General features: G+C 71.2%; 19 protein-coding genes and 1 pseudogene. 17 read left to right on the top strand and 3 right to left on the bottom strand.

Annotated elements, in window-relative coordinates; genetic code table 11:
• Positions 1-92 precede the first annotated feature (92 nt).
• Positions 93-764 carry a class I SAM-dependent methyltransferase gene (locus tag VI238_RS12925; protein ID WP_331651995.1) on the top strand — a complete coding sequence of 224 codons (672 nt, stop codon included), beginning with the start codon at positions 93-95 and terminating at the stop codon, positions 762-764.
• A 108-nt stretch (positions 765-872) separates the two neighbouring features.
• Here the strand turns inward: VI238_RS12925 and VI238_RS12920 are convergent, their stop codons facing one another.
• Positions 873-1415 carry a YkvA family protein gene (locus VI238_RS12920; protein ID WP_331651993.1) on the bottom strand — a complete coding sequence of 181 codons (543 nt, stop codon included), beginning with the start codon at positions 1413-1415 and terminating at the stop codon, positions 873-875.
• A gap of 330 nt (positions 1416-1745) precedes the next feature.
• On the opposite strand from VI238_RS12920, the gene VI238_RS12915 reads away from it, so the two are divergent.
• The 16 genes and pseudogenes from VI238_RS12915 to VI238_RS12840 all read left to right on the top strand — a co-directional run bounded on the left by VI238_RS12915 (position 1746) and on the right by VI238_RS12840 (position 18018).
• Positions 1746-3158, top strand: a complete 1413-nt coding sequence (locus VI238_RS12915; protein ID WP_331651991.1) for an NAD(P)/FAD-dependent oxidoreductase — start codon at positions 1746-1748, stop codon at positions 3156-3158.
• Positions 3155-5488: a serine/threonine-protein kinase gene (locus VI238_RS12910; RefSeq protein ID WP_331651989.1), complete on the top strand. Its 2334-nt coding sequence runs from the start codon at positions 3155-3157 to the stop codon at positions 5486-5488. Before VI238_RS12915 ends, VI238_RS12910 begins: the two co-directional genes overlap by 4 nt.
• 34 nt (positions 5489-5522) lie before the next feature.
• A complete protein-coding gene (locus VI238_RS12905; protein WP_331651987.1) occupies positions 5523-6083 on the top strand; it encodes an ECF-type sigma factor in 561 nt (186 codons plus the stop codon).
• Between the two features lie 90 nt (positions 6084-6173).
• Positions 6174-7670: a hypothetical protein gene (locus VI238_RS12900; RefSeq protein ID WP_331651985.1), complete on the top strand. Its 1497-nt coding sequence runs from the start codon at positions 6174-6176 to the stop codon at positions 7668-7670.
• 65 nt (positions 7671-7735) lie between these two features.
• Positions 7736-8392 (top strand): annotated as a pseudogene (gene ccmA / locus VI238_RS12895) (heme ABC exporter ATP-binding protein CcmA); the annotation flags it as partial.
• Between the two features lie 110 nt (positions 8393-8502).
• Positions 8503-9186, top strand: a complete 684-nt coding sequence (gene ccmB / locus VI238_RS12890; protein WP_331651983.1) for a heme exporter protein CcmB — start codon at positions 8503-8505, stop codon at positions 9184-9186.
• A gap of 10 nt (positions 9187-9196) precedes the next feature.
• Complete coding sequence (locus VI238_RS12885; RefSeq protein WP_331651981.1) at positions 9197-9961, top strand: heme ABC transporter permease; 765 nt, start codon at positions 9197-9199, stop codon at positions 9959-9961.
• Entirely contained in the window at positions 9958-10134 is a 177-nt protein-coding gene (gene ccmD, locus VI238_RS12880; RefSeq protein ID WP_331651979.1) for a heme exporter protein CcmD, read from the top strand. Before VI238_RS12885 ends, ccmD begins: the two co-directional genes overlap by 4 nt.
• Entirely contained in the window at positions 10131-10568 is a 438-nt protein-coding gene (ccmE, locus tag VI238_RS12875) for a cytochrome c maturation protein CcmE (protein ID WP_331651978.1), read from the top strand. Before ccmD ends, ccmE begins: the two co-directional genes overlap by 4 nt.
• A 102-nt stretch (positions 10569-10670) precedes the next feature.
• Entirely contained in the window at positions 10671-11912 is a 1242-nt protein-coding gene (locus VI238_RS12870; protein ID WP_331651976.1) for a hypothetical protein, read from the top strand.
• Between the two features lie 285 nt (positions 11913-12197).
• A complete protein-coding gene (locus VI238_RS12865) occupies positions 12198-14195 on the top strand; it encodes a heme lyase CcmF/NrfE family subunit (protein WP_331651974.1) in 1998 nt (665 codons plus the stop codon).
• Positions 14192-14740, top strand: a complete 549-nt coding sequence (locus tag VI238_RS12860) for a DsbE family thiol:disulfide interchange protein (RefSeq protein ID WP_331651972.1) — start codon at positions 14192-14194, stop codon at positions 14738-14740. Before VI238_RS12865 ends, VI238_RS12860 begins: the two co-directional genes overlap by 4 nt.
• A complete protein-coding gene (locus VI238_RS12855; protein ID WP_331651970.1) occupies positions 14737-15210 on the top strand; it encodes a cytochrome c-type biogenesis protein in 474 nt (157 codons plus the stop codon). Before VI238_RS12860 ends, VI238_RS12855 begins: the two co-directional genes overlap by 4 nt.
• Positions 15210-16448, top strand: a complete 1239-nt coding sequence (locus VI238_RS12850) for a c-type cytochrome biogenesis protein CcmI/CycH (RefSeq protein WP_331651968.1) — start codon at positions 15210-15212, stop codon at positions 16446-16448. Before VI238_RS12855 ends, VI238_RS12850 begins: the two co-directional genes overlap by 1 nt.
• 271 nt (positions 16449-16719) lie before the next feature.
• Entirely contained in the window at positions 16720-17448 is a 729-nt protein-coding gene (locus VI238_RS12845; RefSeq protein WP_331651966.1) for a murein L,D-transpeptidase catalytic domain family protein, read from the top strand.
• A 69-nt stretch (positions 17449-17517) separates the two neighbouring features.
• The gene (locus tag VI238_RS12840; protein ID WP_331651964.1) at positions 17518-18018 is read left to right on the top strand and encodes a DUF2938 domain-containing protein; all 501 of its coding nucleotides are present in this window, start codon (positions 17518-17520) and stop codon (positions 18016-18018) included.
• Between the two features lie 45 nt (positions 18019-18063).
• Here VI238_RS12840 and VI238_RS12835 read toward each other — a convergent pair whose 3' ends face one another.
• Positions 18064-20466 carry a hypothetical protein gene (locus VI238_RS12835; RefSeq protein WP_331651962.1) on the bottom strand — a complete coding sequence of 801 codons (2403 nt, stop codon included), beginning with the start codon at positions 20464-20466 and terminating at the stop codon, positions 18064-18066.
• A gap of 164 nt (positions 20467-20630) precedes the next feature.
• Positions 20631-22961, bottom strand: coding sequence for a winged helix-turn-helix domain-containing protein (locus VI238_RS12830; RefSeq protein WP_331651960.1), 2331 nt, complete (start codon positions 22959-22961; stop codon positions 20631-20633).
• Between the last annotated feature and the right edge of the window lie 171 nt (positions 22962-23132).

The following is a 23132-nucleotide window of genomic DNA, read 5'->3' as shown; positions in this document are numbered from 1 at the left end:
CGAACGCTACCACAGGCCCGCGCATGCGCCGCGCTTCCCCGCGCGCGCCGCGGCCGCTACGCTCGCGCGCTCCAGCCGAGGACGCCGGACGCATGTCGCACGCAGAGACGAGGGAGATCGCACGCCGCGTCGCCGCCCGCTTCCGGCGCCCGTGGCATCGCGACTACGCGCGCGCGAAGGTGCGCATGGACCCGGTCTATGCCGCGGTCGCCGACGTCGTCGACGACGACACGCCGCTGCTCGACATCGGCTGCGGCCTCGGCCTGCTCGGCTTCTACCTGCGCGAACGCGGCTGGCGCGGCACGTATCTCGGCCTCGATTTCGACGCCACCAAGATCGCCGAGGCGCGCCATGCGGCGCGAGGCGAAAGCGGCATCGCGTTCGACGACGGCACCGCCCAGCGGCTGCCTTCGTTCCGCGGACACGTCACCCTGCTCGACGTGCTGCACTACCTCGAACGCGACGAGCAGGCCGCGTTGCTGCGCGAGGCCGCGGCCCGGCTCGCGCCCGGCTCCGCGCTCGTCGTACGCAGCGTGCTGCGCGACCGCGGCTGGCGCTTTCGCGCGACCGTGCTCGAAGAATGGTTCCTGCACGCGCTGCGCTGGATGCGCAGCCCCGCCAGGCACTATCCGCTGCGCGCGGAACTCGAGCAGCCCTTGCTCGACGCGGGCCTCGCGGTCGACGTGCACCCGCTCTGGGGCAACACGCCGTTCAACAGCTTCGTCATCGTCGCCCGGCGGCCGGGTTCGGAAGCAAAAGCCTGAAACGCGGAGCACCCGGCGAGAATCCAAGCATGGCTGGAGCACAAGCGTTTCAGGCTTTGCGCTGCATGCTTCGGGTTCGGTCACCCCAGCGGCGACCAGAGCATGCGATCAGGACCGCTCCGTCTCGCGCCGCGCGTCGCGCGGGCGCGTGCGGCGCATGCGCGCCTGCAACTGCGTGCGCAGCGCGGCGAGGTCGCGCGCGTGCGCGCGGCGCGCCTCGGCATCGCGGACGTCGTCTTCGAGCGCGGCGCGGAAGCTGCAGAAATCCGCGTAAGCCCTGCGCACGTGGCGCATGCGCTGCAGCAGGAGCTCGAGCATGATCGCGTCGTCGAGCAGGCCGATCACTTCGATCTCGTCGGGAATGAGGTCGTCCGGGTCGCTGAAGTAGACGAGCGTACCGACGATGTCGGCGCGCTCGGGTCCGGACAGCGCCCATGCCTCGTCTTCGAGCATGCAGATGAGCTTCTGCACCTCGACCACGCGCTTGCGCACGAACCCGGGCACGTCGGCGGTGTTGAGATGGTCGAGCGCGTACTTGGCCGCTTCGATGACCTCGAACTCGTCCGCGCACGCGGCGGCGCGGCGCGCGCGCGCGAGGGCGGCGTGGAAACGCTCGATGTCGGCAGGTTCGAGTTCGAGGCTGATCCGCATGTGCATCCCCGCAACGCGGCCGTGACCGCTGGACGTGGTCGTCGCTCCCCCCGGAAGCGGCACTGTAGCGCGTGCAACCGCGAGCTGCATCATCGCGGGCGAAACTCGCGTGCGGCCGTCCGGGTGTGGCGACACACCCGCGCGCCCGATGGCGCATGCGGGGCCGGTCCGTGACGGCATCCGCCGCGGGTTCAAGGGCGCGCGCGCCGCCGGGCGGTCGCATGGGACGGCACGGATGCGCGCGGACCGTCGATCGCGGCACACGGGGATTGCAATTGGACCCGCCGATCGCGCAAGTTTCGCGTTCCGCACACGTACACGCGAGTCAGCATGAACGCACGCGACACCACGATCGTCGGCGGCGGCCTCGTCGGCGCCCTGCTCGCGACCCTGCTCGCCCAGCGCGGCTTCTCGGTCGACGTGTTCGAACGCCGTCCCGATCCGCGCAAGGCGGGCTATGCGGGTGGCCGCTCTATCAACCTCGCGCTCGCCGAGCGCGGCCTGCACGGACTTCGCCTCGCCGGACTCACCGACGAGATCATGCGCCTTGCGGTCATGATGCGCGGGCGCATGGTGCACCACCGTGACGGCCACGCCGAACTGCTTCGCTACGGCCGCGACGACAGCGAAGTGATCTGGTCGATCAGCCGCGGCCGGCTCAACATCGCGCTCATCGACGCGGCAGAGCGCGCCGGCGCGCGATTCCATTTCGATCGCCGCCTCGTCGCGGCCGCATTCGGCGAGCCGGTCGCGCTGCGCTTCCATGACGACGTCGCCGACGCCGCGCACGAACACGCATGCGCTTACGTACTCGGCGCCGACGGCGCGGGTTCGGCGTTGCGTGCGGCCATGAACGCGCAGCACGCGCTCGGCGAGCGCGTCGAGGAACTCGGCCACGGCTACAAGGAACTCGAGATTCCCGCGCTGCCGGATTTCCCGGCCGCGTCGCTGCCCGCGGGCGCGGCGACCGCGCTCGCGCGCGGCGAGCGGTTCGCGGTCGAGCGCAACGCGCTGCACATCTGGCCGCGTGGCGGCTACATGTGCATCGCGCTTCCGAACGCGGAAGGCAGCTTCACGGTCACGCTGTTCCTGCCCGGCACCGGCGACCCGAGCTTCGCGACGATCCCGGACCCCGCTGCCGCGCGCGCGTTGTTCGAGCGCGACTTCGCCGACCTGCTGCCGCTGATCCCCGCATTCGACGAGGATTTCGGCGCGAACCCGGTCGGCGTACTGTCGACGCTCTACCTCGACCGCTGGCACCTCGGCGGGCACGCCCTGTTGCTCGGCGACGCCGCGCACGCGATCGTGCCGTTCCACGGCCAGGGCATGAATTGCGGCTTCGAGGACGCGGTCGAGCTCGCCGACCTCCTCGGCGCCCATGCCGGAGACACGGCCTGGACGTTCGCCGAGTTCGAGCGCCGACGACGGCCGAACGCGGAGGCGATCGCGAAGATGGCGCTCGAGAACTACGTCGAGATGCGCGATTCGGTCGCCGATGCCGGCTTCCTCCTGCGGCGCGAACTCGGCCGCGTGCTCGCCGAACGCCACCCGGGGCGCTTCGTGCCGCGCTATTCGATGGTCACGTTCACGCGCATGCCGTACGCGCAGGCGTTCGCGCGCGGCGCGATCCAGGACGCAGTGCTGCACGAACTGACCGCCGGGCGCGAACGCATCGATCATGTCGACCTCGCGCAGGCCGACGCGCTGGTGCGCGAGCGCCTGACGTCGCTGGACGAGTCGTGACGGACGACGCCGTCGTCGCACTGGAGCGGCGGCAGCGCGCGTTCGAGCTGTTGCGCGCGGCGCTCGACGTCGAGGACGGCTCGCGCCGGGAATGGATCGCGCAACAGGCGGGCGACGATCGCGGACTTGCCGACGCGGTGAGCGCGCTGCTGGCTACGTCCGGGGCGGGCATGCTCGACCAGAGTGCGGCCGAGGTTGCCGCGCGCCTCGTCGGCGACGCCGTCGTCGACGATGTGACGGAAGGCTCGCGCATCGGCCCATGGACGATCATCAGCCCTATCGGCAGCGGCGGCATGGGCACGGTCTATCGCGTGCGACGCGACGGAGACGGCTACGTGCAGGTCGGCGCGCTCAAGCACATCAAGCGCGGCATGGATTCGGACGCGATGCTCGCGCGCTTCCGGCGCGAGCGGCAGATCCTTTCGCGCCTCGCGCACCCGGCGATCGCGCGCCTGCTCGACGGCGGCGTCGCCGAGGATGGCCGGCCCTTTCTCGTCATGGAGTACATCGAAGGCGAGTCGCTGTCGGCGTGGTCGACGCGCGTCGACCACGGTCTCGATGCACGCGTCGACCTCGTCCTCGCGTTGTGCGCGGCGGTCGCGCACGCTCACCATCAGCTCGTCGTGCATCGCGACATCAAGCCCGCGAACGTCCTCGTCGCGGCCGGCGGTACGCCGCGCCTGCTCGACTTCGGCATCGCGCGCGTGCTCGAGTCCGACACCGACGCCGATGCCACCGCGACCGCGGCGCGCTTCGTCTCGCGCGCCTACGCGGCGCCGGAACAGTTGCAGGGCCTTGCCGCCACGACGGCGACCGACATCTTCCAGCTCGGTGCGCTGCTGCACGAACTGCTGACCGGACTGCGACTGGCCAGCGGCGACGCGACGACGCGACCGAGCCAGCGCCTCGTGGCCGCACGCGCGCTTGCGGGCGCGCTCGGGCCGGCCGCGATCCCCGCGAAGGCGCTCGCCGGCGATGTCAGCATCGTCGTCGCACGTGCGACCGACGCCGATCCGGCACGTCGCTACGCCACTGTCGAGGCGTTCGCCGACGACCTGCGCCGCTGGCGCGAACGGCGACCGATCCTCGCCCGCCCCGACAGCACCGGCTACCGGCTGCGTCGCTTCATCGGGCGTCATCGCTGGTTCGTGGGGCTTGCCGCGTGCGCGATCGCGGCCGTGGTCGCCGGCGGCAGCGTGGCGCTGTGGCAGGCTCGCGTCGCCGCGCGCCAGGAACGCGTCGCGCTCGAACGCGCGGCGACCGCCGAGCGCGTGAAGGCCTTCATGATCGGCCTGTTCCAGGCACCCGATCCCGCGCAGTCGCGCGGTGCGATGCCGCGCGCGGACGAGCTGCTCGATCGCGGTGCCGCGCAGATCGAACACGCCCTCGCCGGCGAGCCTCGCGCGCAGGCCGAGTTGTACGAAACGATGGCGCTCAGCTACATGGGCCTGGGCCGCTTCGACAAAGGCGCCGAGTTGCTCGAGCGTGCGAGCGCGGTGGTCGCGGACGCCGGAGATCCGGCCCTGGCCGCGCGCGTGGAGACGCGGCTCGGTTCCGCGCAAGCCGAGCTCGGCCGCTATGGACGGGCGCTCGCCGCGCTCGACCGCGCGACGCGACAGCGCGAACGTGCGCCGATACCGCAACCCGACGACGAGGCGCGCATGGAAGCCGTTCGCGGCTGGGTCCTGCGCGACCTCGGCCGCTACGCGGAATCCGAAGCCGCGCTGCGTCGCTCGCTCGAACGCGCGGGCGCGGCGCCCGGCGAGATGAACGCGGCCGCGCTTCGTGCGCTCAACAACCTCGCCTACACGCTGCAACTCGCCGGCCGCAAGCAGGAATCGATCGCCGCCTACGAGCGCCTCGTCGACTGGTTCGTCGCCCACGCGCCGACCGACAGCCAGCCGCGATTGTGGGCCGAATACACGTTCGCCAAGAGCCTGCGCGACCTCGGCGAACCTGCGCGCGCACGCGACATCCTGGAGCGCATCCGGCCGGCCGTGCTGGGCGTCGTCGGCCCGTCGCATGCCGATCTCGCTGGCCTCGACATCGCGCTCGCCCAGTCCCTCATGGACCTCGGCGACGTCACCGCGCCCGCGCGCGTCGTGGATGCCGTCGCGCGCAGCCACGCGGCCGTGCCGGAGAAGAACATGCTCTGGGCGAACGCCGAGTTCGCGCTCGCGGAAGCCGAGCAGCACGCGGGACACGCGGACGCCGCGACCACGCACTTCGAATCGGCGCGCACGGCCTACGCCGCCCTCGCGGGCGAGGCGCATCCGGCCGTGCACGAATGCACGCGACGCTTGCTGCAGGTCGCGCAATCGCGCGATTGACGCGGGCTTCGTCGCCGGCGATGCTCGGCCGCACATGGACGAAAGCCTCACAGAACTGCTGGACGCCGCCGGAAAGGGCGACGACGCTGCCCAAGGTCGCGTGTTTGCGCTGCTCTACGACGAGTTGCACCGCTGCGCGCACCGCCAACTCGGCGGCGGCGGCGAGACGCTATCGACTACCGCGCTCGTCCATGAAACCTACATGAAGCTCGCCGCGGCCGACCGGCTGCGCCTCGAAAGCGATCGCCATTTCATGGCGCTCGCCGCGCGCGCGATGCGCCAGGTGCTGGTCGACCGGGCGCGTCGCGCAGGCGCCGACAAGCGCGGCGGCGGCACCGCGTTCATCACGCTCGACGACCGCGTGCCCGACGCGCCGTCGACCGCGAGCGATGTGCTTGCGCTCGACCGTGCCCTGACCGAGCTGGAAGGCATCGACGCACGCGCTGCACGCGTGGTCCAGTTGCATTTCTTCGGCGGCCTCACCTTCGGCGCGATCGCCGAACTCGAGGGCCTCAACGAACGCACGATCAAGCGCGACTGGCAGGCGGCGCGTCACCTGCTCGCCGCGGCGATGGGGGCCGACGGCACGGCTTGAGCATCGCGTGCGTGGATGTCCCGATTCCACGCAGGAGTGCGTACTCCTCCCCGAATCCACGGGGACCTTTCCATCATGTCGATCAGACCCATGCTTTTCACCGCGCTGTGCGCGCTGGCCGCGCCGTCCGCCCGTGCCGCCGATTCCACGGTCGATCCCACCTTCGGTGTGGACGGATGGAAACGGCTCTACCAGCCGGGCGGTGGCACGCAGGACGAAAGAGGCGTCGGCTTCGCGCGCACGGCCGATGGCGGTTTCGTCGTCGTCGTCGAAGTCCCCGGAGGCGCCGCCAACGTTGGCACCGGCAAGCGCATCGGCCTGTTCCGGCTCGATCGCAACGGCGTCAACATCGGCTTCGGCGCGCTCGGCGACGTCTACAAGGACGCCTGGCTCACCAGCGTGACCGCCATGACGCTCGACGCGCAGGGTCGGATTGTCGTCGTCGGCGCGACGCCCGGACAGGGCGGTCTGCCCGACTTCGGCGTCGTGCGCTTCAACGCCGACGGCACCGACGATACCGGTTTCGCGGGCGACGGCGGTACGTCGTTCAGTTTCGAGCAGAGCTCCACCGGCTATGACGAGGCACCGACCTCGGTCACCACCGACCCCGACGGGCGCATCGTCGTCGCCGGGAACCTGAATTTCGGCGGTTCGGACCATCGCGTCGGCATCGTGCGCTTCGACACGGACGGCTCGATCGATTCGACCTTCGGCGACATCAGCGACGGCTTCGGCGGCCGGCGTGGCAGCGATGCGACCTTCGTCTCCGGTGCCGCAGCGTACGCCGCGCGCATCCTGCGCGTCGTCGACGGCTACTACCTCATGACCGGTACCTCGGTGTACTCCTCGACCGACACCGATTTCGCGGCGCGGATCCTGACACCGTCTGGTTCCCCGTGGGCGGGATTCGTCGGCTCGGGCACGTTCGGGATCGACGAACCCGGCAACGGCGGCTCGTTGTACGACACCCTCAACGACGCGGTCCTCGTCGATCCGACCACGGTTCTCCTTTTCGGAACCGCGAGCGGCAAGTTCGCGGCGACGCGCATCAAGATCAGCGCCGGCTCGACCGTCGATGCGCGACCGGACGCGCCCGGCGCCATCTTCGGCACCCAGTACGCCGACCTCGCGCTCGACCCCACGTTCATCGGCAGCGCAATCCCGGGCCGCCCATACCGCTACGTCGGCAATACGCCGCAGTCGGATGGCCGCTCGGCGGCCGTGCGCAGCGATGGCCGCATCCTGCTGGTCGGCGGCACCGCAAGCCTGTCGATCAGCGGATCGTCGACCGTCGACGGCATGGAACAGTCGGCCGGCAACTCGTGGGCGCGCATCGGCCTCGTGACGCGCCTGGATGCCGACGGCAGCCCCGACGCGGCATTCGGCATCAGCGGCAGCTACGCCTACGCGGCGCCGGGGGGCACCGCATCGAGCTACTACACGACGTTCGAGCAGGTGCGCTTCGACGGCCTCCGGCCCGTGATGCTCGGCAGCGCGGTCGACAACAGCACGGTCGTATCCGATTCGGACGCGGTCATCACGCGCCTGCAATCGGACGTCATCTTCGCCGACGGCTACGAAGCCTAGCGGGTCGCCGGGGGACATTGCGCCGCATGGCGTTGCGGCGCGCCTGCGGCTAGCATGCGCGCGGCATGCCGCCCACCTCACACGATTCCGGCGAACCGCGCGACCGCCCCGCCCTGCTCGAGGCCCGCGGCGTCGCCTATGCGCGCAACGACGAGCCCGTGTTCGGACCGCTCGATTTCGCGTTGCACGCAGGCGAAGTCGTGCTCATCGAGGGCGACAACGGCGCCGGCAAGACCACGCTGCTGCGCGTGCTGTCGGGTCTGCTCGCGCCGACCGCGGGCGAGATCCGCCTCGCCGGAGAGCCGTTGACGCTCGCGCGCCTGTCGCCGCAAGTCGCGCTGCTCTCGCACGCGAACGGGCTCAAGCCCGAACTCACCGCGGCCGAGAACCTGCGCTTCGCGGCCGGCCTGCACGGCGTGCGCAGCGGCCTTTCGCCGACCAGCGCACTCGCGGCCGTCGGGCTGCCCGGCTATGAAGACGTGCCGACGCGCAAGCTGTCGGCGGGCCAGAAGAAGCGCGTCGCGCTCGCGCGCGTGCTGCTCGCGCCGGTCGGGCTGTGGCTGCTCGACGAGCCGTACGCGAATCTCGACCGCGAAGGAATCCAGCTCGTCAACCGCCTGCTCGAGAACCACGCCCACCGCGGCGGCGCCGCTCTGATCACCTCGCACGGCGCCTATGCGTACACGTCGGGCACGCCGCGCCGGATTCCGTTGCGCGCGGCCGATGTCGGTGGCAGCGGCCCAGGCCGCGACGGCTCTGCTCCGGAACCCCGCCACGAGGGCATCGCGGCGTCCGTCCGGCCCGCGCCGGACGATGCAACCCGGGGCGTCGCATGAGCCGTGGCTCGACCGCCGCCGCCTGTGCCGCGCTCGTCCGGCGCGACCTCACGCTCGTCTGGCGCCGACGCGGCGACGCCGCCAATCCGATCCTGTTCGCGCTGATCGTCGTGGCACTGTTCCCGCTCGCGCTCGGGCCGGAACCGGAGCAACTGCGCCGCATCGCTGCGGGCGTCGTGTTCGTCGCGATCCTGCTCGCCGGCCTGCTCGCGCTCGACACGTTGTTCCGCAGCGACTACGAGGACGGTTCGCTCGAACAGCTCGTGCTGTCACCGCATCCATTGTCGCTGCTGCTCGCGTGCAAGATCGCGGTGCACTGGCTCACGACCGCGTTGCCGTTGATCGTCGTCTCGCCGCTGCTCGGCGAACTGCTGCACCTCGCCGACCCGCTGCGCGCGCTGCTGCCGTTCGCGCTGCTGCTCGCGACGCCGCTGCTGAGCCTGCTCGGCGCGGTCTGCGTCGCGCTCACGGTCGGCATGCACCGCTCTGGTATGCTGCTCGCATTGCTCGTGCTGCCGCTGTACGTGCCGGTGCTCATCTTCGGCGCGGGTGCCTGCAACGCGGCGCAGGCAGGGCTGCCGTTCGCCGCCCCGCTGCTCTGGCTCGGCGCCGCGCTCGTGCTCGCGCTCGTGCTCGCACCGCTCGCATGCGCGGCCGCGCTCCGGATATCCCTATCGTGATGGCGCCGACATGAATGCGCTGACCCTGTGGTTCCACAAGACCGGTTCGCCGCCGACGGCCTACCGCCTCGCCGGGCGGCTGATGCCGTGGTGCTACGGCCTCGGTCTCGTGCTCGGCCTCATCGCGCTGTACGGCGGGCTCGTGCTCGCGCCGCGCGACTACCAGCAGGGCGACGCCTACCGCATCATCTTCATCCACGTGCCGTGCGCGTGGATGGGGCTGTTCGGCTATTTCTTCATGGCCGCGAACGCGTTCATCGCGCTCGTCTGGCGCATCAAGCTCAGCGAAGTGCTCGCGATGGCCGCCGCGCCGATCGGCGCCGCCTTTACGTTCGTCACGCTCGTCACCGGTTCGCTCTGGGGCAAGCCGATGTGGGGCACGTGGTGGACCTGGGACGCGCGCCTAACCTCCGAACTCGTGCTGCTGTTCCTCTACCTCGGCGTGATCGGCCTGCACGCCGCGATCGAGGACCGCCGCCAAGCCGCGCGCGCAGCCGGGTTCCTCGCGCTGATCGGCATCGTCAACATCCCGATCGTCCATTTCTCGGTCAACTGGTGGAACACGCTGCACCAGGGCTCGACCGTGCGCCTCATGGGGCCGTCGAAGATCGACGCCTCGATGATCTGGCCGCTGCTGCTGATGGCGCTCGCGACGCACGTCTGGTTCTTCGGCAGCGTGCTCGCGCGCACGCGCATCGGCCTGCTCGAGCTCGACGGCGGCAAGGACTGGGTACGCGCGATCGCGCTCGACGGTGACGCCGAGGCGCGCGCATGAACGACTTCCTCGCGATGGGCGGCTACGGCGCGTACGTCTGGGGCTCGTACGCGGTGTTCTTCGTCGTGCTCGCGCTCGAGGCGCTCGCGCCGCGCGCGACGCGTCGCCGCGTGCTCACCGAGTTGCGCGGCCGCCTCAAGCGCCGCGAATCCCGCAACGGAACCTCCGCATGACACCGACCCGCAAACGCCGCCTCATCGTCGTCTCGCTGATCCTCGCCGCCGTCGGCGTGGCCGCCGGCCTCACCGTGCTCGCGCTGCAGCAGAACATGACGTACCTCTACTCGCCGAGCGAGGTCGCCGCCGGCCACGCGCCGGCGGGCGCGCGCTTCCGCCTCGGCGGCGTCGTGCTCGAACAGTCGATCCGCCGTGCGCAGGATTCGCTCGAGGTGCATTTCATCGTCACCGACCGCTTCAAGGAGATGCCCGTCGAGTACACGGGCATCCTTCCCGACCTGTTTCGCGAAGGCCAGAGCATCGTCGCGACCGGCGCACTCAAGGACGGCCGCTTCATCGCGACCGAAGTGCTCGCCAAGCACGACGAGAGCTACATGCCCAAGGAAGTGAAGGACGCGATCGAGAAGGCCAAGCAGGCGCACGCCGACTAGCCGGCGAGCTGACGCCTTGCCGGGCGCCGAGCGCCCGTTCGCCACGGGCGCCGGAATGGTATACGTTTGGCCGGTACGCACTCGATACCTGGGGAGGTGACCGTGTACAAGCGCAGTATTCGTTCCATACGAGTCGCGGCCATTGCGGCCTGCATCACTCTTGCCCTGCCGGTCCTCGCACTCGCGCAGGCGACCGAGGAAACGGGCACCCTCGCAGACATCGTGGACGTGCAATCGACGCACGCACCGGCCGCGATCTGGCTGCCGCCGGCCGACGTGTTGTTCAGCAACGGCGCCTTCGCCGACGGCACCGAGGCAACGTGCTCGGGCGACGCAGGCAACGCGAGCATCCTCGAGTCCGCGACGCTCAACACCACGCTCGGTTTCAACGTTTCGCTGACCGCAACCACGAATTTCCGCATCGCCGACCAGTTCACCGTGCCCGCGGGCCCCGGCTGGAACGTGACCAATGCCCATGTCATGGCCTACCAGACCGGGTCGACGACGACCTCGACGATGACAGCAGTGAACTTCCGCCTCTGGAACGGTTCTCCGGCGGATGCGGGTTCGAGCGTTCTCTGCGGTGACGGCGCCACCAACGCGATGAGCGCGACCGAGTTCAGCGGGGTGTTCCGCATGGTCGACACCGGTCCCGGTTGCACGCGACCGGTGATGGTCCAGACCGTGTCGCTCGCGGGCTGTCCCGCGCTCGCCCCGGGAACGTACTGGCTCGACTACCAGATCGCGGGCACGCTCACGAGCGGCCCGTGGACTCCGCCCGTGGTGACGCTCGGCTCCGCCGGTAGCGGTGACGCCGTGCAGTTCGACGGCAACGCCTGGAACCCGTTGATCGACAACGGCAGCGGGACGCAGCAGGACGTACCGTTCTTCATCTCCGGCACGTCGGCGAGCGCGCTCGAAGTCGACACCGCGGGCGCGGTCGTGACCGATCAGTGTGCCACCGCGCCGGCGCAGGACAATGGCGTCGTCGAGCCGGGTGAGCACGTGCTGATCAGCGTACCGGTCAGCGCGGTCGGCGGGGACTTCACCGGCGTGAACGCCTCGCTCGGCCTGCCCGCACCGGCCGGCGTCACCTACGTCACGTCGAGCGCCGTGCTCGGCGACATCTCGGCCGGCAATTCGGCGACGGCGAACTTCGAGATTGCGGTCGACGGCGGCTTCGCCTGTCTCGGCACATTCACGTTGCCGATCGCGATCAGCGCGACCGAAGGCGACGCGGCGGGCTCGCTCGACGTCGACGTCGGCAGCGCAGGCAATTGCGCCGTGTGCGTCGATGCCGCGGACCTGATCTTCCGCGACGGCTTCGAAAGCACCGCTCCCTGACGCGAAGCGCCATCGACCCGTGCAACGGCCGGGCATTCCCGGCCGTTGTCTTTCCGGTAAGACCGGGTATGCCGATGGCGCCGGATACCGGCCGGTTCCGACGCATCGACGGCGAAGACCCGGTTCGTCACGACGGTCCACACGGCTGGCGCACTCGCTGCACGCGCGGCGCCGGCGGGCGCTACGTGGTCCAGGGCAGCTTGCGCGGACGTGCCGCACCCCAGCGCGGTTCTGTCCCCCACCCAAGTCGCGTAAGCTTGCGATTTTCCGCTCGCGGCCTTCCGCATGCTGCCCGAACTCGGCCAATTCGCCCTGATCCTCGCCCTGCTGCTCTCGGCGGTGCAATGCGTGCTGCCGATCCTCGGCGCCCAGCTCGGCAATCGCGCGCTGATCGCGGTCGCTCGGCCCGCGGTCGCGGGCCAGGCGGTGTTCGTCGTGCTCGCGTTCGCGATCCTCACGTTCGCGTTCGTCACCCAGGACTTCTCGGTCGCCTACGTCGCGCAGAACTCGAACTCGCTGCTGCCGTGGTACTACCGTTTCTCCGCGGTCTGGGGCGCGCACGAAGGTTCGCTGCTGCTGTGGGTGCTCATCCTCAACGTGTGGACGGTCGCGGTCGCGGCGTTCTCGCGCCGCCTGCCCGACGACTTCATCGCGCGCGTGCTCGGCGTGCTCGGCTTCATCAGCTTCGGCTTCCTGCTGTTCACGGTGCTCACGTCGAACCCGTTCCTGCGCGAGCTGCCGATGCCGCCGGACGGCAACGACCTCAACCCGGTGCTGCAGGACCCTGGCCTGATCATGCATCCGCCGATGCTCTACACCGGCTACGTCGGTTTTTCGGTCGCGTTCGCGTTCGCGCTCGCAGCGCTGCTCGGCGGCAACCTCGACGTCGCCTGGGTGCGCTGGGCGCGGCCGTGGACGAACGTCGCCTGGTCGTTCCTCACGCTCGGCATCGCACTCGGCAGTTGGTGGGCGTACTACGAACTCGGCTGGGGCGGCTGGTGGTTCTGGGACCCGGTCGAGAACGCGTCGTTCATGCCGTGGCTGGTCGGCACCGCGCTGATCCACTCCCAGGCGGTCACCGAGAAGCGCGGCTCGTTCCGCGCGTGGACCTTGCTGCTCGCGATCTTCGCGTTCTCGCTGTCGCTGCTCGGCACGTTCCTCGTCCGCTCCGGCGTGCTCACGAGCGTGCACTCGTTCGCGGCCGACCCGAAGCGCGGCCTGTTCATCCTGAGCTTCCTCGCGATCGTGATCGGCGGCTCGCTGCTGCTGTACGCGCTGCGCGCGCCGAAGGTCGCCGGCGGCGAACCGTTCGCGGCCGTGTCGCGCGAGACGCTGCTGCTCGTCAACAACCTCATGTTCACGGTCGCCGCGGCGATGGTCCTGCTCGGCACGCTGTTCCCGATGATCGGCGACGCATTCGACCTCGGCCGCATCTCGGTCGGCCCGCCCTACTTCGGCTTCATGTTCGTGCTGCTCATGCTGCCCGTCGTGCTGCTGCTGCCGTTCGGGCCGTTCGTGAAATGGCGTCGCGGCGATGCCCGGGCCGCGTTCGCGCACCTGCGCCCGGCGCTGTACGTGCTGCCGTTCGCGCTCGTCCTCGCGGCGTGGCTGCGCGGCGGCGACTTCTTGGCATGGGGGCGCGCGTACTGGGGGGTCGCGGCGTCGCTCTGGGTCGGCCTCGGCATCGTGCTGTACGCCGTGCACCGCTGGCGCAGCCTGCCGCGCGGGCGGCGCTACACGCCCGAGATGCTCGGCATGATCTGTGCGCACTTCGGCGTCGCGGTGTTCCTCGCCGGCGTGCTGATCGTCGAGGCGACGAGCGTCGAGAAGGACGTGCGCCTCGCGCCGGACCAGAGCGTGGCGATCGGCGCGCTCGAATTCCGTTTCGACGGCGTCAAGGAAGCACAAGGCCCGAACTTCCGCGCGCAGCAGGGCACGCTGAGCGTGCTCCGCAACGGCGAGGTCGTCGCGACGCTGCACCCGCAGAAGCGCGTCTACGCGCGCAACCAGCAGGCGCAGACCGAATCGGCGATCGACCCCGGCCTGTTCCGCGACGTCTACGTCGCGCTCGGCGAACCGGTCGGCGACGACGGCGCATGGGCCGTGCGCGTCTACGTCAAACCGTTCGTGCGCTGGATCTGGCTCGGCGCGCTGTTCATGATGGTCGGTGGCCTCGTCGCCGCGACCGACCGGCGTTTCCGTCGCCTGCCCGGGCCCGCGGCGGCGCCCGCGTCCGCAGCGACGCCGACCCCGATGCCGAACGTGGCCGGAGCCGGCGCATGAACGCGCGCCTGCTCCCGTTCGCGGGCTTCCTGCTCGTACTCGCGCTGCTCGGCTTCGGCATCTGGTGGAGCGGTACGCACGACCTGCGCGAAGTGCCGTCGCCGCTGATCGGCAAGCCTGCGCCGACGTTCTCGCTGCCGCTGCTCGACGACCCGTCGAGGTCGCTCGGCAGCAAGGAGCTCGCCGGCAAGCCCTACCTGCTCAACGTCTTCGCGAGCTGGTGCGTCGCCTGCCGCGACGAGCATCCGATCCTCATGCGCGAAGGCAAGCGCCTCGGCATCCGGCTCGTCGGTTTCAACTACAAGGATCCCGCCGAGGACGCCAGGCGCTGGCTCGCGCAGTACGGCAATCCGTACGACGACGTCGTCGCCGACCTGCCCGGCGACGTGGCGATCGACTTCGGCGTGACCGGTGCGCCCGAGACCTTCCTCGTCGATGCCGACGGCATCGTGCGCTACAAGTACATCAGCCCGATCACGCCGCAGGTGATCGCGACCGAACTGCTGCCGCGCATCGCCGCATTGCAGAAGGACGCGCGGCGATGATCGGCCGCTCGCGCCGCGCAAGGGCCTGGCTCGCGCCGTGCGCGTTCGCGCTCGCGCTGGCGTCGACGCTCGCGCTCGCCGCGATCGACCCGCTGCCGTTCAAGGACCGCGCCGAGGAAGTGCGGTTCCAGAATCTCACCAAGCAGCTGCGCTGCCTCGTGTGCCAGAACGAGAGCCTCAACGATTCGAGCGCGCCGCTCGCGGCCGACCTGCGTCGCGACGTGTTCGAGCAGATGCGCGCGGGCAAGAGCGACGACGAGATCAAGCAGTGGCTGACCGCACGCTACAGCGACTTCGTGCTGTACGACCCGCCGCTGCGCGGCGGCACGTTCCTGCTCTGGTTCGGGCCGCTACTCGTGCTCGGCGCAGGCGCCGCGGTGGTCGCATTGAACGTGAGGCGGCGCGCGCGCAGCGTCGCCGCACAGCCCGCGACGCGCCCGGCGTCGAACGACGTCGAGGACGACTGGTGATGCTGATCTTCATGGTGTGCGCGGCGTCGATGGTCGCCGCCGCGCTCGCGTTCGTGCTCGTGCCTCTGCTGCGCCATCGAGGCACCACGGGCGACGGCGGCCTCGTGGCCCGGCAGCGGCGCGCGCTCGACGAAGCGCTCGCGGCGGGCGTCATCGACGCCGACGAGCACGCGCGCAAGCGCGCCGCGCTGGCGTCGACGTCGGCAGCGAGCGTGGCACCTTCGCGCACCGCCTTCGCCGCCCTGCTGCTCGTCGCACTGCTGCTGCCGGCGTCGGCGCTCCTGCTCTATCGCCTCGTCGGCGCGCCGCAGGCGCTCGATCCGGCCAACCTCGTGGCCGCCGACGGCGAACACGGACCGGACATGGCGCAGGCGATCGCCGCACTCGCGGCGCGCCTCAAGGAACAGCCCGACGACGTCGAAGGTTGGGCCCTGCTCGCGCGTGCGTACCAGGCGACCGGCCGCGCCGGCGAGTCGCTCGACGCGTATCGCCGTGCGCACGCGCTCGCCAAGGACAACGCCGCGCTCACGGTCGAGTATGCGCAGGCGCTCGCGGTCGCCGCGCCGGACCATCGCATCGACGGCGAGGCGCGCGCGTTGCTCGACGGCGTACTGGCGGCCGATCCGTCCAACCAGCGCGCGCTGTGGCTCGTCGGCATCAGCGACTTCCAGGACGGGAAGTTCGACGCGGCGATCGCGCGCTGGAACACGCTGCTGCCGCTGCTCGGCCCGGGCGAAGTCGCCGACAGCGTGCGCGAACAGATCGCGCTCGCGCAGGCGCGGCGCGACGGCAAGGAGCCGCCCGCAGCCGCGACGACGCCGTCGCGTGAAAGCGGCGCGGCGTCCACCGCTGCCTCGACGCCGTCCGCACCGACGGCGGCGTCCGCGAATACGCCGCGGCTCACCGTGCAGGTCGCGCTCGATCCGAAGCTGAAGGATCGCCTGGACCCTGCGGCGACCCTGTTCGTGTTCGCGCGCGCGGCGAGCGGCCCGCCGATGCCGCTTGCGATCCAGCGGTTGAAGGCGTCGCAACTGCCGCTCACGGTCACGCTCGACGAAAGCACCGGCATGCTGCCGAACCTCAAGCTGTCGATGTTCCCGCAGGTCGTCATCGGCGCGCGCGTGTCGACGTCGGGCAACGCGATGCCGCAGAGCGGCGACCTGCAGGTGCTGTCGCCGCCGACCGACGTGCACCGCACGGATCCCATTGCGCTCGTGATCGACCAGATCGTGCCCTGAACGGGCGCGCCGCGTCGCTCGACACGGCTCGCGGCGACAGCGAGGCGCGACACTCGCGCCCCTCGCGAACGTCACGCGGCGCGCGCTCCGCGGCGATCGCATACCGCTACCCGGCTCATCGCAAGAACCGGAGCCCGTCTCGTCGCGCCTTGCGTGCTGCTCGGCGGATCGGGGCCCGCGAACGCGAACCCGGTCACGCTTCGACGCGGTGCTCGAGGCGAACCGCGACCGCGGCACGGGTTCTTAACGGGCCCGCGGCTAGACTGCCGCCATGCGCTCTCGATCCCTCGCGGCCGGCTTCGCGCTCGGCGTCGCGCTCGCGTGCAACGTCGCGCGGGCGTCCCTGCCCGTGGCGACGGCGGTCGTCGACGCGGGCATGCTGTCCCGGCTCGCGGCCGACGCCGACCCGCACGTGCTCGAACTCGCGCTCGCGTCGATGCGCTGCGCGCAGGCCGCCGGCGCGGGTGCCGATGCGAACCGGCTCGCCGTGATCGACTACAGCCGTTCCTCGCTGCAGCCGCGGTTGTGGATATTCGATCTCGAACAGCGGCGACTGCTGTACAACGAACTCGTCGCGCACGGACAGGGCTCCGGCGACGACATCCCGACGCGATTCTCCAACGACGACGGCAGCCACGCATCGAGCCTCGGGCTGTTCCTCACGCGCGACACCTACCGCGGCCACAACGGGCTGTCCTTGCGCATGCAGGGCCTCGAGCCCGGCTTCAACGATGCGGCGATGTCGCGCGCGATCGTCATGCACGGCGCCGCCTACGTGAACGCCGACCGCGGTCGCCAACTCGGCCGGCTCGGGCGCAGCTGGGGTTGCCCCGCGCTGCGCAGCGCCGTCGCCGCGCCCGTCATCGACGTCCTCAAGGGCGGCCAGTTCGTGTTTTCGTACTACCCCGACCAGGACTGGCTCACGCGCTCGGCGCTGCTGCATTGCCCGGCCGCGCGACTCGCGCGACAGGTCCGACGCGCGGACGAAGGCCCGGCCTAGCGCGATCGGCGCGGCATCCCCGCCGCACCGTCGCGGCTCGATGGCCGCACCGGTCACGGGAGATCCGCGATGGGCGCGCTCCACGACAACCTCGTCTGCACCGTCGCGATCGGCATCGTCGCGACCGCATTCATGGACGCCGCCGCGATCGTGCGGCGACGCGTCGCCGGGACCCCGCTTCCGGACTATGCGCTCGTCGGTCGCTGGATCGCGTGGATGCCACGCGGCAGGTTCCGGCATGCGGCGATCGCGCGCTCGCCGTCGATGCGCGGCGAGCGCGCACTCGGCTGGATCGCCCATTACGCCACGGGTGTCGGGTATGCAGGCGTGCTGCTCGCGTTCGTCGGGCTCGAATGGGTCCGCGATCCGACCGTGCTGCCGGCACTCGCGGTCGGCATCGGCAGCGTCCTCGTGCCGTTCCTTCTCATGCAGCCGGGCATGGGCGCCGGCATCGCTGGATCGCGCACGGCGGACCCTGCGCGCATGCGCATGCGCAGTCTCGTCACGCACGCGGTATTCGGTGTCGGCCTCTACGTCGGCGCCTGGATGGTGCGACTCGTCGCGCCGTGACGCGCGGAGCGGGCGAGCGCCACCTGCGCTCGCCCGCGCGTCGTCTCAGGGAATCGTGATCGCCGCACCGCTGCGGTCGTAGGCGTAGTCGAGTACCGTCGCCGGGAATCCCGCCGTGGCGCCCGCGCGCAGGTGCACGTAGCCGAAGTTCACCTGCCCGGTCTGCTCGTTCCAGAACTGCAGGCCGAGGTAGCCGGTGGCGCCGGGCAGCCAGTTGTCGAGCGGCCCCGAATTGGGCGCGTACCAGATCGTGCCGTCCGGACCGACGGTCGCGCCGCGTTGCAGGACCGAGTAATGCACGCCGCCGGTATTGGTGACGTCGATGAGTCCGCCGACGAACGCCTGCGTCACGAGGTCGGCATACCAGTACACGTGCAGCGACGGACCGAACTGGGGATCGTCGGCCGAGTAGAGGTTGATGTCGGCGATCGCGTTCGCGTCCCACGGGCCGTGCGCTCCGGTCACGAGGTCGATCGCGAGGCCGTCGAGGTCGGCCGGCACGGGCCAGTTCAGCACGCCGCTCGAAACGACGTCGCCGACCACGGTCGCGCGGCTGCAGGCACCGTCGTCGCCGGATTCGAAGCCGCTGCAGAAGATGCCCTCGCCCGCCGGCGCGGCCGTCACCGTGACCGACACGGGCACGCTGAACAGCGCATGCGCGGGATCGTTCGTCGACACGCACAGCACGCCGTCGTGGCTGCCCGGCGCAAGACCGCTCGCATCGACTGCGATCCACAGGTCCTTCGTCGCACCGGCGTCGAGCGTACCGCCCGGCGGCGTCGCCGACAGCCAGTCCGCGCCACCCGGGGTCGCGCAATCGGCCGCCGCGAACGCGTTCGCGAAATCGAGCGCGCTGCTGCCGATGCTCGCCAGGCCGATGCGTTCGGCGCGCGTCGCGCCCGCTTCCACCGCGATCGCGAGGCTCGACGCCGACAACGCCGCCGCCGGCCCGCTCGGGCCCGGCGCGCCGAGCGTGACCGAGTCGACCCACCAGCCGTTCGGCGCCGGCGCGCTGCTCGATCCGTCGGTGCCGAAGCGCCAGCGGAACTGCACGTCGTGGTTCGCAGCCGCCGGCGGCAGGCTCACGCGCGTGGTGAGGAACGTCGCCTGCGTGCCGCCGGCCCACGCGTCGCGCGCGCCGAGCGGATTGCCGCCGCAGCAGCCGAACATCGTCGCGGTGTAGCCGCCGGCAACGAAGCTGCCGCCGGCCGCGATCACGTCGGCGAACGCGCCGCCGTCGATCGCGATCTCGAGCACGCCGCCATCGTAGGGGCTCGTCTCGAGCGCCCAGCGATGGCGGAACGCGAGCTCGTCGCCCACGTTCGCATGTACGACCGGGCTGTACAGGCTTGCTTCGCCGGCCGCTTCCGCTTCCGATATCCACGCGGCGTTCGGCGCGCTGTCGTGGATGTCCGCCTGCGTCGTCCACGCCGCCGGCACGGCGTCGGCCGCCGTCGTCCAGCCGTCCGGCAACGCCGGCGCGACGACATCGTCGAAGTTCCACGCGGCGCCCGCCGCGGGCGCGCTCGTCGCGATCGCGAGCGCCCAGATCTCGCTGCCGCCGTTCGGCGTGGAGCCGACGAGCGTGACGGCGCCCGTGGCCGTATCGACCGTATAGACCTGGCCCTGGAACGCACCGCCGCTGCCGAGCGGGCCGAACGCGGCCCAGTACAGCGTGTCGCTGCGCTTGTCGAAATCCATGCCCTGCGCATACGCCGCGTTCACGCCGGTCGACCCGATCACGGTCACGTCGCCGCTCGCCTTGTCGATCCTGACGAGGCAGTTGTCGCACGGTTCGACGAGGTTGATCGCATAGAGGTCACCGCGCGAGTCGATCGCGAGGTCCATGAGCACGTAGTCGCCCGAGCCGCCCGCGATCGGTGCGACGGGCGTCACCGCCGCTGTCGCGGGGTCGATCGTGTAGAGGTGGCAACCGCCGCCGACCGCATGATTGCAGGCGGCCGCATAGACGCCGCCGGTGACCGGGTCCCACTTCATGCCGACCCAGTATTCGCCCGCGACCGGCGGCTCGGCCGGTCCGACGTCGCTCACGCTGCCGTCCGCGGTGCTGATCGTGCGCAGCACGTTGGCGTCGCCGATCAGGTATTCCTTGCTGAAGTCGTTGCCGACGAAGGTGCCGGTCCACAACTGCGCGTCCGCCGGCGGCGGCCCGACCTGGGCCGTGTTCGACGGTGCCGCCGCGTCGAACGTCGCGTAGTCGCGCGCGAAACTCAAGGTCATCTCGAGCGCGTACGCGGGGACCGCGCCCAGCAGCGCGTGCACCGAGGCCGGCGTCGCCGGCGCCGCGGGCGCGACGACGCGCGCCGGCTGCCCGTCCGCGCCGTAGGTCGAGCGCCGGCTTGCGTCGGTCGAATGGGGAGCGGCGTGCAGCGGCGCCGCGAGGGCGAAGGACAGCACGGAGAGCAATGCGGTTCTGGATGTGGCCACGTTCGGGTCCGGTCTCGGTGGAAGGTGCCCGCGCACGCGCGCCGAGCTGCCATCGATGACAGCGCAATGTCGGCCCCTTTGCATGGCCGATCCGTGGCCGGGCGATGGTCGATTCCCGCTAGCGCCTGAATCCACTCGCCTTTTTGGGATCCGGCGCACGCGGTTCAGTGCACCCGGCGCTCCGCCGCGAGCAGGTCGGCGGGCATCACGCGCTCGCCGGCGAGCGCACGGACTTGGCCGATCGCCCGCGCGAATGCTTCCGGTTGGCGCAGCGCGAGATAGAGTCGCGCCTGCAGCACGGCGCAGCGGAAGTCCTGCTCGGCGCAGGCACCGGCCTGCCCCGCCACGGTGGTCGCCGCGACGACGTCGCCGGCGCCCAGCAGCGCTGCGCCGTAGGACAGGACGACATCGACGATCTCCGCCGGCGAGCCCACGCGCCGGGCCGCCGCGAGACTCTCCGCATACGCCCGCGCGCCCGCGGCGCGATCGGCGCCCCACTCGGCTTCGGCATCGATGAGCCGCGCGTAGATCGTGCCCGCGTCGTCGGTTCCCGCGGCGCTCGCGAACCGGCGCACCTCGAGCGCGGCCTGCTCGTCGCGGCCTGCCGTGCGCAATGCGCGGACGAGCAGCAGCCATCCGCCGTTGCGGATGCGTGCATACACCGGCGACGCGAGCCCGGGTTCGAGCAGGCCCGCCATCGCCGCTTGCGCCTCGCGCGCCGCCGCGGCCGCGTCGCCCCCGTCGTAGTCGAGCTGCGCCAATTCGAGCTGCAACGTCGCATCCATGCCCGCGATCTGCGCGGTCGCCGCGTCCGCGCGCAACGCCGTGAACTGCTCGCGCGCGGCGCGCAACTGGCCGTTCTGCGCCTGCACGCGCGCGCCGACGTAGCGGAACAGGGCGGCGCTGAGCGGATGGTCGAGCCGTGCGAGCCATGGTCCGGCACGCGCGATCGTCGCCTGCGCGGCGCGCGGCTGCACCAGCGCAAGTTGCTCGGTCGCGGCGTTGCCGAGCGCGTCGACGAACGCGCCGGCGTCGCCGAACCGCTCGAACCGATCCGCCGCTTCGCTCCACGCCGCGAGTGCCTCCGCATGGCGGTTGCGCGCGGCGAGCAGGTTCGCCTGCTGGCCTTCGAGCCGCGCGAGCTGCAGGCTCGCCCCGCCGAGTTCGAACGCGATGCGCGCCTGCGAGAAGTCCGCGTCGGCGCGATCGAGGTCCCCCTGCACCATCGCGAACATGCCGCGACCGTACAGCGCCTCGCCGAGGAACTGCGGCGCATTCTGCCCGCGCAGCAGCCCGATCGCCTCGCCGAGGCGCTGCTGGGCGCCGGCGAGATCGCCTTCCTGCGCGACCGGCCCCGACAGGCCGATCAATGCGCGCGCGTGCGTCGTCGCGTCGATCTCCGGCACGCGCGCGAGGAGCTCGAGATAGCCCTGCTTCGCTGCCGCCATGCGCTCGGTCGCGAGATCGAGGTCGGCGCGCCGAAGCAGCCACGCCGGCGTCGAATGCAGCGACGCCGGCGCCGTGTCGAGCAACGTGCGCGCGAGCGCAGGGTCGGCGTCGAGCATGGCGACGTCGATGCGCTGCAGCCAATTCGCCGCCGAGGTGTCGCCGAGCCCTGCGCGCGGCTCCACCGTCGGCTTGCCGAGTGCGACGAGCAGTTGCAGGCTCGCGCGGTGCGCCGCCTCGACCGCATCGTCGGCGCGCGCCTCCACCTCGCGTCGCACGCGGCCTTTCTCGCGCCATTCGATCCGGCAGATCCATCCGTTCGCCACGTGCCGGACGCTGGCGACGACGAACTGCGCGGCACCGGTCGCCGACTCGACGCGCTGCTCGCCGAGCAGCGGCGTGCCGTCGTTGCGCGACGCCGCGGCGATGTTGTCGCTCGGCACGACGCGCAGGCCGGCCTCGCGCAGATCGTCGGCGATCCGATCCATGAGACCGAGCCGCAGCCAGGCCGATTCGCGATCGGCATCGGGATCGACCGCGACCGGCAACACTGCGATGACGTCCTTGGCCGCGGCCGTGCCCGTGTGCGAGCGCCACCACCCGGCGGCACCCGCGGCAACGAGCACGGCGAGCGCAGCCGTCGCGACGAGCGCCTTGGTCATGCGTGAGCGCCGTGCCCGCGCCGGCGTCGTCGGCGCGGGCGTCTCCACGGCGATCGGGTCCGATGCATCCACGACCTGCGTGTCGGCGACCCAGCGATAGCCGAATCGCGGGATGGTGCGCACCATCGCCTGCCCTTCGCCGGCATCGCCGACGGTGCGGCGCAGCTTGCGCATGAGCTGGCTGAGCTGCGCATCGGTGACGTCGGCGCGTCCCCAGATCGCGGCGATGAGTTCGTCGCGGCCAACCGCGCGGTCGCGATGCTCGATCAGCCAGACGAGGCCGTCGAACACCTTCGGCGAGACGTCGAGCAGCGCGCCTCGAGCGTGCAGCTCGCGCGCGGCGACATCGAGGCGATAGGTCGCGAAGCGATAAACGGGTCGGCTCATCGTTGCTGCAGGCATCGCCGTGCGGCGCGAGGGACGCGGCGTCGAGGGTGCGCGCGCGCATCCGCCACGACCTGTCCGGCGTCGCCGGCGGTACTACGTTCCGTGGCCGGACATCGGCCGCTGCACCGCACGATAGAGCATTTCGGCGCGCGGCGGGAGCGGTGCCCCTCG

The organism is Dokdonella sp. (assembly GCF_036518555.1).
Lineage (GTDB): Bacteria > Pseudomonadota > Gammaproteobacteria > Xanthomonadales > Rhodanobacteraceae > Dokdonella_A.
The sequence above is the reverse complement of the archived record's forward strand: the minus strand, read 5'-3'. Positions and strand labels throughout refer to the sequence as shown.

What these genes read in the sequence shown, in the direction of transcription:
- VI238_RS12925 (WP_331651995.1), top strand. Translation starts at nt 93, where the DNA reads ATGTCGCACGCAGAGACGAGGGAGATCGCACGCCGCGTCGCCGCCCGC.
- VI238_RS12920 (WP_331651993.1), bottom strand. Translation starts at nt 1,415, where the DNA reads ATGCGGATCAGCCTCGAACTCGAACCTGCCGACATCGAGCGTTTCCAC.
- VI238_RS12915 (WP_331651991.1), top strand. Translation starts at nt 1,746, where the DNA reads ATGAACGCACGCGACACCACGATCGTCGGCGGCGGCCTCGTCGGCGCC.
- VI238_RS12905 (WP_331651987.1), top strand. Translation starts at nt 5,523, where the DNA reads ATGGACGAAAGCCTCACAGAACTGCTGGACGCCGCCGGAAAGGGCGAC.
- VI238_RS12900 (WP_331651985.1), top strand. Translation starts at nt 6,174, where the DNA reads ATGCTTTTCACCGCGCTGTGCGCGCTGGCCGCGCCGTCCGCCCGTGCC.
- ccmB (WP_331651983.1), top strand. Translation starts at nt 8,503, where the DNA reads ATGAGCCGTGGCTCGACCGCCGCCGCCTGTGCCGCGCTCGTCCGGCGC.
- VI238_RS12885 (WP_331651981.1), top strand. Translation starts at nt 9,197, where the DNA reads ATGAATGCGCTGACCCTGTGGTTCCACAAGACCGGTTCGCCGCCGACG.
- ccmD (WP_331651979.1), top strand. Translation starts at nt 9,958, where the DNA reads ATGAACGACTTCCTCGCGATGGGCGGCTACGGCGCGTACGTCTGGGGC.
- ccmE (WP_331651978.1), top strand. Translation starts at nt 10,131, where the DNA reads ATGACACCGACCCGCAAACGCCGCCTCATCGTCGTCTCGCTGATCCTC.
- VI238_RS12865 (WP_331651974.1), top strand. Translation starts at nt 12,198, where the DNA reads ATGCTGCCCGAACTCGGCCAATTCGCCCTGATCCTCGCCCTGCTGCTC.
- VI238_RS12860 (WP_331651972.1), top strand. Translation starts at nt 14,192, where the DNA reads ATGAACGCGCGCCTGCTCCCGTTCGCGGGCTTCCTGCTCGTACTCGCG.
- VI238_RS12855 (WP_331651970.1), top strand. Translation starts at nt 14,737, where the DNA reads ATGATCGGCCGCTCGCGCCGCGCAAGGGCCTGGCTCGCGCCGTGCGCG.
- VI238_RS12850 (WP_331651968.1), top strand. Translation starts at nt 15,210, where the DNA reads ATGCTGATCTTCATGGTGTGCGCGGCGTCGATGGTCGCCGCCGCGCTC.
- VI238_RS12845 (WP_331651966.1), top strand. Translation starts at nt 16,720, where the DNA reads ATGCGCTCTCGATCCCTCGCGGCCGGCTTCGCGCTCGGCGTCGCGCTC.
- VI238_RS12840 (WP_331651964.1), top strand. Translation starts at nt 17,518, where the DNA reads ATGGGCGCGCTCCACGACAACCTCGTCTGCACCGTCGCGATCGGCATC.
- VI238_RS12830 (WP_331651960.1), bottom strand. Translation starts at nt 22,961, where the DNA reads ATGAGCCGACCCGTTTATCGCTTCGCGACCTATCGCCTCGATGTCGCC.